Here is a 10088-nt window from a genome sequence, read left to right as displayed (position 1 = left end):
TGGTTCAACGCGCCGCCGGCGTCGATCTTCATGGGCGATACCGGCTCGCTCGCGCTCGGCGGCATGCTGGGCTCGATCGCCGTGGCGACCAAGCACGAGATCGTGCTCGCCGTGATCGGCGGGCTGTTCGTGCTCGAAGCGGTTTCGGTCATCGTGCAGGTGGCGTCGTTCAAGCTCACCGGGAAACGCATCTTCAAGATGGCGCCGATCCACCATCACTTCGAGCAGCTCGGCTGGACCGAACCGCAGATCGTGATCCGGTTCTGGATCATCTCGGTGATGCTGGCGCTGGCCGGCCTCTCTACGCTGAAGCTGCGGTGATGAGGGTGGCGGAGACCTTACCCCGGGTCGTCCCCGCGAAGGCGGGGACCCATAACCCCTGGCGTACGTGCCGTATCTCTCCCCGGAGGGGAGAGGTCGAAGCCGGAGCGCAGCGCAGGCTTCGGGTGAGGGGTCTCTCCACGCATCCGGACTCCCGGATAGGCCCCTCACCCGCCGCGCATCTGACGATGCGCGTCGACCTCTCCCCTGCGGGGAGAGGTGAAGAATGATTCCGGTCACCAGCTTTGCCGGCAAGACCATTGCGGTGTTCGGGCTCGGCGGCTCGGGGCTTGCGAGCTGTCATGCCCTGAAAGCCGGCGGCGCGGAGGTTATTGCCGGCGACGACAGCGCGGACAATCTGGCGAAGGCGGCGCAGGCCGGCTTCATCACCGCCGATCTGCGCAAGGTCTCGTGGGTGAATTTCGCAGCCCTGGTGCTGACGCCGGGCGCGCCGCTGACCCATCCGGTGCCGCACTGGTCGGTATTGGCGGCGCGCGAGGCCGGCGTCGAGGTGATCGGCGACATCGAACTGTTCTGCCGCGAGCGCCGCCGCCACGCGCCGGATGCGCCATTCGTTGCCATCACCGGCACCAACGGCAAGTCGACCACCACGGCGCTGACAGCGCATCTGATGCAGGTTGCGGGTTACGACACGCAGATGGGCGGCAATATCGGCACCGCGATCCTGCAGCTCGAGCGGCCGCGCGCCGGCCGCGTCCATGTCATCGAGATGTCGTCATACCAGATCGATCTTGCGCCATCGCTCGACCCCAGCGTCGGCATCCTGCTCAATATCAGCGAGGACCATATCGACCGCCACGGCAGCATCGAACATTATGCTTCCGTCAAGCAGCGGCTGATCACCGGCGTGCAGCCGCAGGGCGCCGCGATCGTCGGCGTCGACGACGGCTGGTGCCGGGCCATCGCCGATCGCATCGAGCAGTCCGGCAAGCGCGTCATTCGGGTTTCGGTGAAACGCCCGCTGGCGGATGGCGTTACCGTGGAACGCGGGATGATTGTGCGCGCGGCCGGCGGCGCCCGCGAAGAGATCGCTGATATCGGCGGCATCGGTTCGCTGCGCGGGTTGCACAACGCGCAGAACGCCGCCTGTGCGTCCGCCTGCGCGCTGGCGTTTGGCGTCAGCAAGGATAACCTGCAGAAAGGCCTGCGCAGTTTTCCCGGCCTCGCGCATCGCATGGAGCAGGTCGGCCGGCGCGGCGCGGTGCTTTTTGTCAACGACTCCAAGGGCACCAACGCCGATGCGGCAGCGCATGCGTTGTCGTCCTTCGCCGATATTTTCTGGATCGCCGGGGGAAAACCGAAAACCGGCGGCATCACCGGTCTCGCCGAATACTTTTCACGTATCCGCAAGGCCTATCTGATCGGCGAGGCGGCGCAGGAGTTTGCCGCGACGCTCGAGGGCAGGGTGCCCTATGAGCTCAGCGATACGCTTGAATTTGCGATTCCGAACGCCGCGCGCGACGCCGAAACCTCCGGTGTGCCGGAGCCGGTAGTGCTGCTGTCGCCGGCCTGCGCGTCGTTCGACCAGTACCGCAATTTCGAACTCCGCGGCAACCGTTTCCGCGATCTGGTGCTGGCGCTGCCGGGGGTGAAAAAGGTGGTGTGACTCTTGCCCTCCCCTGGAGGGGGAGGGTCGACGCGCGTGAAACGCGCGTCGGGGTGGGGTGACGTGTTCATTCGCGGCTTCACCCCACCCCGTCACGCATCACGCTTCGCGCGATGCGCGCCGACCCTCTCCCTCCAGGGGAGGGTAAGAAAGAAGCCGCCCCGTTAACCCTCCATAAACCGTGACGGCGCACCAATGGGCAAACCTCTGCCTTTCGGAAATGCGCCCATGATCTCCCGTGAACAACGCACGCCGTTCAGCGAATGGTGGTGGACCGTCGATCGGCCGCTGCTGGCGGCGATCACGGCGCTGATCCTGGGCGGCGTCATCCTGTCGCTGGCGGCGAGCCCGCCGGTGGCGACGCGGATCGGGCTCGATCCGTTTCATTTCTTCAACCGGCATGTGCTGTTCCTGCTGCCGTCCTTCATCGTGCTGATCGGCGTGTCGTTCCTGTCGCCGCGGCAGATCCGCCGCGCCGCGCTGATCGTGTTCGCGATCAGCATCATCCTGATCGTTGCGACCTTGCTGTTCGGGCCGGAGGTAAAAGGCTCGCGGCGCTGGATCACGCTGCTCGGTCTCAACATCCAGGCCTCGGAATCCGCAAAACCGGCGTTCGTGGTGCTGGCGGCGTGGCTGTTCGCCGAATCGGCGCGTCGGCCGGAAATGCCGGCGACCTCGATGGCGCTGACGCTGCTGATGACGCTGGTGTCGCTCTTGGTGATGGAGCCGGATTTCGGCCAGACCATGCTGATCCTGATGGTGTGGGGCGCGCTGTTCTTCATCGCCGGGATGCGGATCGTCTGGGTGTTGGGGCTCGCGGGCACAGCCGCAGCGGGCCTGTTCGGCGCCTATCTGCTGGTGCCGCACGTCGCCCGCCGCATCAAGCGCTTCATGGACCCCGCATCGGGGGACACCTTTCAGGTCGATACCGCGATGGAAGCCTTTTACAATGGCGGCTGGTTCGGGCTCGGACCGGGCGAGGGTATCGCCAAGCGCAGCCTTCCCGACAGTCACACCGATTTCGTGTTCGCCGTAGGGGCCGAGGAATTCGGAATCATCCTCTGCCTGGCACTGCTGGCGCTGTTCGCCTTCATCGTAATCCGCACGCTGTCGCGCGCCTATGCCACCGAGGACCTGTTCGCGCGCTTTGCAGCCTCCGGCCTCGCCATCCTGTTCGGCGTACAGGCCGCCATCAACATGTCCGTCAACCTGCATCTCATTCCGGCGAAGGGCATGACGCTGCCGTTCATCTCCTACGGCGGCTCGTCGATGATCTCGCTGGCTTACGGCGTCGGCATGATGCTGGCCTTGACGCGGCTGCGGCCCCGCACCGAAATGGAATCGATCGGCGACGCCAACGACGCCCATACGGCGCGCGGCTACGCCTGACCTCATGGTGAGGAGGCGCGCTTGCGCCGTCTCGAACCATGGCCGCGCGGCCATCCTTCGAGACGCGGCCAAACGGCCGCTCCTCAGGATGAGGGTGGTGGGCGTTTCGAAAAAAAAGGCGTCTTTCGCTTTGCCAGAACCCGCAGTGACGCAAAATCACCGCGGATGAATGCCTCTTTCTTGGCACGCGTCCATTTCTTTATCTTACGTTCGTTTTCGATGGCGTCGGTGATCCGGTCAAACCATTCGGCATAGACTAGCACCACTGGTCGCCTAGCCTCGGTTATCCTTTGAAAGTTCCATCGTTATGTTGCGCAATTCGTATTTCAAGCGCTGTCCGGGTCGTACCAATGTACAGACTACCGTCAGCACAGCGAACGATATAAAGATATGCGCCTACGTTCATTTCAGAACTGCTCGTCGATCCAAACGCGTTGGAGCATGAGGCGATTGATTTGGGGTCAACCGATGGATGATTGCATCGCTATTCAGTACAACCCTCATGGTGAGGAGCGCGCCGCTTGGCGCGCGTCTCGAACCTTGGAGTATGCGGCCATCCTTCGAGACGCGGCCAAACGGCCGCTCCTCAGGATGAGGACTTTCGTTTAAAGACGGCTCATGACCACCTCCCCGCTGATTCTGCTCGCTGCCGGCGGCACCGGGGGCCATCTGTTTCCCGCCGAGGCGCTTGCCGTCGAGTTGATGAAACGCGGCATGCGGGTGCGGCTGGTCACGGATTCCCGCGCGCTGCGCTACAGCGGCTTGTTCACCAAGGACCTGATCGACGTGGTGCCGAGCGAAACCCTGCGCGGCCGCGATCCATGGTCGCTGGCGCGCACCGGTGCGATGCTCGCCGCCGGCACCGCGGTCGCGCTCAATCTGATGCGCAAATTGAAGCCGGCCGTTGTGGTCGGTTTTGGCGGTTATCCGACGTTGCCGCCGCTGCTCGCCGCGCGGCTGTTCGGCATTCCCGGCATCATCCATGATTCCAACGCGGTGCTGGGCCGCGCCAACCGGTTTCTCTCAAGCCGCGTCAGCGCGATTGCGACCTCATTGCCGGGCGTGCTCGATCAGGATCCCGATCTGGCGGCGAAAACCACAACGACGGGCACGCCAATGCGTCCTGCGATCCTCGCCGCGGCCGGGGTGAAATTCGAAATGCCTGAACCGAAAGGTCCTTTGCGCCTGCTGGTGGTCGGCGGCAGTCAGGGCGCGCGCGTGATGTCCGACATCGTGCCCGGCGCGATCGAACGGCTGGAGCCGGCGCTGTGGAGCAGGTTGCTGCTGGTGCAGCAGGTGCGCGAGGAAGACATGGCGCGGGTGCGCGCGGTCTATGACCGGCTCACCATCAACGCCGAACTGGCGCCGTTCTTTGCCGACCTGCCGGCGCGGCTGGCCTCCAGCCATCTCATCATCTCGCGCTCCGGCGCCGGCACGGTGGCAGAACTCGGCGCCGTCGGCCGTCCCTCGATCCTGGTGCCGCTGCCGGGCTCGATCGATCAGGACCAGTTCGCCAATGCCGGCGTGCTGGTGCAGGCCGGCGGGGCAATCCGCATCGCACAAGCGGATTTCACGCCCGACCGGCTGGCCGCGGAAATCTCCGGCCTTGCGGCGGAGCCTGCGCGGTTGACCGCGATGGCCGCGGGCGCGGGCACCGTCGGCAAACTGGATGCCGCCGAGCGGCTGGCCGATCTGGTGGCGAAAGTCGCGGGAATTTAGCCGAAACAAGGGCGGATTTCATCATTTTGGCGTCATGGCCGGGCTTGTCCCGGCCATCCACGTCTTTCATAACCTGCAGCGAAGAAAGGCGTGGATGCCCAGGCCAGGCCCCGGGCATGACGCAAGTAAGAAAGGCGTGGATGCCCGGGCCAGGCCCGGGCATGACGCAAGTAAGAAAGACGTGGATGCCCGGGACAAGCCCGGGCATGGCGGAACATATGAGACGAACTTCATGAGACTGCCGCGCGAGATCGGACCCATTCACTTCGTCGGGATCGGCGGCATCGGCATGAGCGGCATCGCCGAGGTCTTAAGCAATCTCGGCTATACGGTGCAGGGCTCGGACGCGTCCGAGAGCGCCAACGTCAACCGCCTGCGCGACAAGGGCATCGCCATCAGCGTCGGCCACAAGGCCGAGAACGTCGCCGGCGCCGACGTACTGGTGGTGTCGACCGCGATCAGGCGCGACAATCCCGAACTGATGGCCGCGCGCGCGCAACGCATCCCCGTGGTGCGCCGTGCCGAAATGCTGGCCGAACTGATGCGGCTGAAAAGCTGCGTCGCGATTGCCGGCACCCACGGCAAGACCACCACCACCTCGATGGTGGCTGCATTGCTCGATGCCGGCGACCTCGACCCCACGGTGATCAATGGCGGCATCATCAATGCCTACGGCACCAACGCGCGGCTCGGGGCCGGCGAGTGGATGGTGGTGGAAGCCGACGAGAGCGACGGCACGTTCCTGAAACTGCCGGCCGACGTCGCCATCGTCACCAATGTCGACCCCGAGCATCTCGATCACTTCAAGACGTTCGAGGCGGTGCAGGATGCGTTCCGCAGTTTTGTCGAGAACGTGCCGTTCTACGGTTTTGCGGTGATGTGCATCGATCATCCCGTCGTACAGACAATCGTCGGCAAGATCGAGGATCGCCGCATCATCACCTACGGCGAAAATCCGCAGGCCGATGCAAGGCTGCTCGATCTTGCGGCCGTCAACGCCGGCTCCACCTTCAAGGTGGCGTTCCGCAACCGCAAGGCCGGCACCAGGCACGAGATCGCCGACCTCGTGCTGCCGATGCCGGGACGGCACAACGCCCTCAACGCCACCGCGGCGATCGCGGTGGCGCATGAACTCGGCCTTTCCGACGACATGATCCGAAAGGCGCTCGCCGGTTTCGGCGGCGTGCGCCGCCGCTTCACCAGGACCGGCGAATATAACGGCGTCACCATCATCGACGATTACGGCCATCACCCGGTCGAGATCGCGGCAGTGCTGCGTGCGGCGCGGGAATCCATCAACGGCAAGGTGATCGCCGTGGTGCAGCCGCATCGCTTTACGCGGCTGCAATCGCTGTTCGAGGAATTCTGTACCTGCTTCAACGACGCCGATACGGTCGTCGTCGCCGAGGTCTATCCGGCCGGCGAGGCGCCGATCCCCGGCATCGACCGCGATCACTTCGTGCTCGGCCTGCGCGCGCACGGCCACCGCGAGGTGATCCCGCTGCAGAATTCCGCCGATCTGGCAGGCGTGGTGCGCGGCGTCGCCGGCCGCGGCGACTACGTGGTTTGCCTCGGCGCCGGCAACATCACGCAATGGGCCTACGCGCTGCCGGCCGAATTGAAGGCGCTGGGGTGAGCGGTTCGATGCAATCTGCTCCGCATTCAAGTTCGTCATGGCCGGGCTCGTCCCGGCCATCCACGTCTTTACTTGGTGATTGTTTCGAAAAGGTCGTCCCAATCGGGATTGCCGGCGAGGGTTTTCCGGACTTTCCATGCGCGGGGCCAATGTTTGATGTTGTGCTCGCGCTGAATGGCGTCTCGGATGTCGTCAAATTTCTCGAAATAGACCAATCGCTTCAACCCATATCGTTTGGTGAAACCTTCGACGAATCCCGAGCGGTGCTCGTAGATACGACGGACGAGATCGCTTGTGACGCCGACATACAGAATGCCGTTCAGGCGATTGGTCAGAATGTAAACCCATCCACCTGCCAAGCGGGAATTCTGCAAGACGTGGATGGCCGGGACAAGCCCGGCCATGACGAAAAATCATGACCTTCCCCGACCTCACGCCCGATCTCAGAGCCACGATGCCGGAGTTGCGCGGGCGGTTGCTCGCCAACGAATCGCTGGCGCCGCTGACATGGTTTCGCGTCGGCGGGCGAGCCCAAATTCTGTTCACGCCCGCGGACGAAGACGACCTCGCATATTTCCTCGCAAACCTGCCTGGCGAAATTCCGGTCACCGTCGTCGGCGTCGGCTCCAACCTGATCGTGCGCGATGGCGGCATGCCCGGCGTCGTGATCAGGCTAAGCCCGCGCGGGTTTGGCGAGACCAGCGCCGAGGGCGACATCGTTCGCGCGGGCACCGCGGCGCTCGACAAGCGCGTTGCCGAGACTGCCGCCGCCGCCAACATCGGCGGGCTGGAATTTTATTTCGGCATTCCCGGCACCATCGGCGGCGCGTTGCGCATGAACGCCGGCGCCAATGGCGGCGAGACCAAGGATGTGTTGATCGAAGCGACCGGCATCGGCCGAGACGGCAGCAAGCACAGTTTCGACAATGCCGGAATGAAATTCGTCTATCGCAACAGCGGCGTCGACCCATCGATCATTTTCACCTCGGCGCGCTTTCGTGGACGCATCGCCCCGCCCGAGGCGATCCGCGCGCGCATGGACGAGGTGCAAAACCATCGAGAGACCGCGCAGCCGATCCGCGAAAAGACCGGTGGCTCGACCTTCAAGAATCCGCCCGGCCACAGCGCCTGGAAGCTGATCGACGCCGCCGGCTGCCGCGGCCTGCGCGTCGGCGGCGCGCAGGTGTCGGAAATGCACTGCAATTTCCTGATCAACACCGGCGATGCCACCGGGCACGATATCGAGACGCTGGGCGAGACCGTGCGCGCACGGGTGAAAGAAAACTCCGGAATCGAGTTACAGTGGGAAATCAAGCGAATCGGGATCGCAGTTTAGCAAGCCGTCATGCCCAGGCTTGTCCCGGGCATCCACGTCTTTCTCGGCGAACGGAAGCAAGACGTGGATGGCCGGAATGAGCCCGGCCATGACGAACCGATTGGAATCAGCAATGCGGATTACCATTCTCTTTGGCGGCTTGAGCAAGGAGCGCCTGGTGTCGGTGGCCAGCGCCCAGGCGCTGCATTCGGCGCTGCCCGAAGCCGACCTGTGGTTCTGGAATGTCGGCGACACGGTGCACGAGGTCGAGCCCCCGGCGCTGCTCGGTCATTCCCGTCCGTTCGAAGAACCGTTCGAGCCGAAAAATCCCGGCCTCGGCCGGATCGAAGCCGCGCTCGACCAGGCAAGCGCGGAAGACCGCCTGCTGGTGCTCGGCCTGCACGGCGGCGTCGCGGAGAATGGCGAGCTTCAGGCGATGTGCGAGATGCGCGGGGTTCCGTTCACCGGTTCCGGCTCCGCCTCCTCGCATCTTGCCTTCGACAAGGTGGCCGCCAAGCGTTTTGCGGCCATCGCGGGGGTGAAGGCGCCGGCCGGCGTGGCGCTGGAAGATGCCGAGCGGGCGCTGGCCGAGCACGGCAGGCTGATCGCAAAGCCGGCGCGCGACGGATCGAGCTACGGCCTGATCTTCGTCAACTCGACCCAGGACATCGTCGCCGTGCGCCGCGCGGCACTAGTCGAAGAATACCTGCTTGAACCGTTCGTCTCCGGCGCCGAAGCGACCTGCGGCGTGCTGGAGCTATTGGACGGCTCGCTGATCGCGCTGCCGACCGTGGAGATCATCCCGGCGGAGGGCGGGTTCGGCTTCGACTATCGCGCCAAATATCTTGCCAAATCGACCCAGGAAATCTGCCCGGGTCGTTTTGGGCCTGAGCTCAGCGCCGAGATCATGGATCAGGCGCTCAAGGCGCACCGCGCGATGTCATGCAGCGGCTATTCCCGTTCTGACTTCATCATTTCGGAAAAGGGGCCGATCTTTCTCGAAACCAATACCCTGCCGGGCCTGACAGCGGCCTCGCTCTATCCCAAGGCGCTCAAAGCGCAGGGCATCGAGTTCGCCGATTTCCTGAACGACCAGATCGCGCTGGCGGAGAAGCCGGGGTGGAAGTAAAAACAAACGCGTCACGGCCGGGCCCGTCCCGGCCATCCACGTCTTTACCTCGCGATCGTTTCGTAAAGGTCATCCCAGTCAGAGTTGACAGCGAGAATTTTCCGGAGGTTCCACGCGTGCGGCCAATGTTTGATGTTGTGCACGCGTTGGATCGCGTTTCGGATATCGTCCAACCGCTCGAAGTAGACCAGCCATTTCAACCCATATCGCTTGGTGAAACCTGCGACGAATCCCGCGCGATGCTCATAAATGCGACGGACGAGATCGCTTGTCACGCCGACATACAGAATGCCGTTCGGACGGTTGGTCAGAATGTAAATCCAGCCACCTGCCATGCGGGAATTCTGCAAGACGTGGATGGCCGGGACAAGCCCGGCCATGACGGAGTTGTGACACCCTCAAAGCTCAACTCAACACCGCCCAAGTTCGTCATGCCCGGCCTTGTGCCGGGCATCCACGTCTTGGCGGTGCTCAAGCAAGGAAGACGTGGATGGCCGGGACGACGCCCGGCCATGACGGAGCAGGAGCTTCGCTGCCCGAGTTCGTCATGCCCGGCCTTGTGCCGGGCATCCACGTCTTAGCGGCGCTTAAGCAAGAAAGAATTGGATGGCCGGGACGAAGCCCGGCCATGACGGAGGTGCGGATGGCCGGGATGAGGCCCGGCCATGACGGAAATAGCGCAAACCCTTCACACCCCGCATCAAATCGCGCCCTGTGCGCGCCTATTTTACCCTTTGTTTACCAGGAAGTCCGAAGGTTAACGCTGGCGGCGCGTGTGGCGTCTGGCTGCCGGGGCGTGAGCTGTTGCGGATTTCCGCTTCGACGACCGCATCGAGGGGACCCTCATCTGCTCTTTGAGGTCAACACTTGAGCCCGGCATCACCAGGACGTCACGTGAGCCGGAGCCCGCGAAGCGTTTGCGGGCATAACATTTGACGAGTTTTGCGCAATG

Annotated in this window: 10 protein-coding genes and 2 pseudogenes; 8 read left to right on the top strand and 4 right to left on the bottom strand. The window is 63.9% G+C overall.

Annotated elements, in window-relative coordinates; translation table 11 throughout:
• The 3 genes and pseudogenes from mraY to ftsW all read left to right on the top strand — a co-directional run.
• A pseudogene (mraY, locus tag VGP39_RS13415) lies at nt 1-321 on the top strand (phospho-N-acetylmuramoyl-pentapeptide-transferase); the annotation flags it as partial.
• Between the two features lie 226 nt (nt 322-547).
• On the top strand, nt 548-1948 hold the full coding sequence (gene murD, locus VGP39_RS13410) for a UDP-N-acetylmuramoyl-L-alanine--D-glutamate ligase (protein ID WP_327568588.1): 1401 nt from the start codon (nt 548-550) through the stop codon (nt 1946-1948).
• A 228-nt stretch (nt 1949-2176) separates the two neighbouring features.
• A complete protein-coding gene (gene ftsW, locus VGP39_RS13405) occupies nt 2177-3337 on the top strand; it encodes a putative lipid II flippase FtsW (protein ID WP_327568587.1) in 1161 nt (386 codons plus the stop codon).
• Between the two features lie 83 nt (nt 3338-3420).
• Here ftsW and VGP39_RS13400 read toward each other — a convergent pair whose 3' ends face one another.
• Together VGP39_RS13400 and VGP39_RS13395 are read right to left on the bottom strand one after the other, a co-directional pair.
• The gene (locus VGP39_RS13400; RefSeq protein WP_327568586.1) at nt 3421-3600 is read right to left on the bottom strand and encodes a hypothetical protein; all 180 of its coding nucleotides are present in this window, start codon (nt 3598-3600) and stop codon (nt 3421-3423) included.
• 20 nt (nt 3601-3620) lie between these two features.
• Entirely contained in the window at nt 3621-3743 is a 123-nt protein-coding gene (locus VGP39_RS13395; protein ID WP_327568585.1) for a GIY-YIG nuclease family protein, read from the bottom strand.
• A gap of 212 nt (nt 3744-3955) precedes the next feature.
• Here VGP39_RS13395 and murG point away from each other — a divergent pair, with 212 nt between their 5' ends.
• Both murG and murC read left to right on the top strand, forming a co-directional pair.
• Nucleotides 3956-5056: an undecaprenyldiphospho-muramoylpentapeptide beta-N-acetylglucosaminyltransferase gene (gene murG, locus VGP39_RS13390; protein ID WP_327568584.1), complete on the top strand. Its 1101-nt coding sequence runs from the start codon at nt 3956-3958 to the stop codon at nt 5054-5056.
• 232 nt (nt 5057-5288) lie between these two features.
• The gene (murC, locus tag VGP39_RS13385; RefSeq protein ID WP_327568583.1) at nt 5289-6692 is read left to right on the top strand and encodes a UDP-N-acetylmuramate--L-alanine ligase; all 1404 of its coding nucleotides are present in this window, start codon (nt 5289-5291) and stop codon (nt 6690-6692) included.
• Between the two features lie 68 nt (nt 6693-6760).
• Here the strand turns inward: murC and VGP39_RS13380 are convergent, their stop codons facing one another.
• Nucleotides 6761-7096, bottom strand: a complete 336-nt coding sequence (locus VGP39_RS13380) for a GIY-YIG nuclease family protein (RefSeq protein ID WP_327568582.1) — start codon at nt 7094-7096, stop codon at nt 6761-6763.
• Nucleotides 7097-7107: 11 nt separating this feature from the next.
• On the opposite strand from VGP39_RS13380, the gene murB reads away from it, so the two are divergent.
• Nucleotides 7108-8028: a UDP-N-acetylmuramate dehydrogenase gene (gene murB / locus VGP39_RS13375; protein ID WP_327568581.1), complete on the top strand. Its 921-nt coding sequence runs from the start codon at nt 7108-7110 to the stop codon at nt 8026-8028.
• A gap of 112 nt (nt 8029-8140) precedes the next feature.
• Nucleotides 8141-9136, top strand: a complete 996-nt coding sequence (locus VGP39_RS13370; protein WP_327568580.1) for a D-alanine--D-alanine ligase — start codon at nt 8141-8143, stop codon at nt 9134-9136.
• A 44-nt stretch (nt 9137-9180) separates the two neighbouring features.
• On the opposite strand, the gene VGP39_RS13365 is transcribed toward VGP39_RS13370, so the two are convergent.
• Nucleotides 9181-9516 carry a GIY-YIG nuclease family protein gene (locus tag VGP39_RS13365; protein WP_327568579.1) on the bottom strand — a complete coding sequence of 112 codons (336 nt, stop codon included), beginning with the start codon at nt 9514-9516 and terminating at the stop codon, nt 9181-9183.
• A gap of 299 nt (nt 9517-9815) precedes the next feature.
• Between VGP39_RS13365 and VGP39_RS13360 the strand changes: the two are divergent.
• Nucleotides 9816-10088, top strand: a pseudogene (locus VGP39_RS13360) (D-alanine--D-alanine ligase); the annotation flags it as partial.

The organism is Bradyrhizobium sp. (assembly GCF_036009065.1).
Taxonomy (GTDB): domain Bacteria; phylum Pseudomonadota; class Alphaproteobacteria; order Rhizobiales; family Xanthobacteraceae; genus Bradyrhizobium.
Note: the sequence above shows the minus strand (reverse complement) of the source record. Positions and strands in the feature narration are given on the sequence as shown.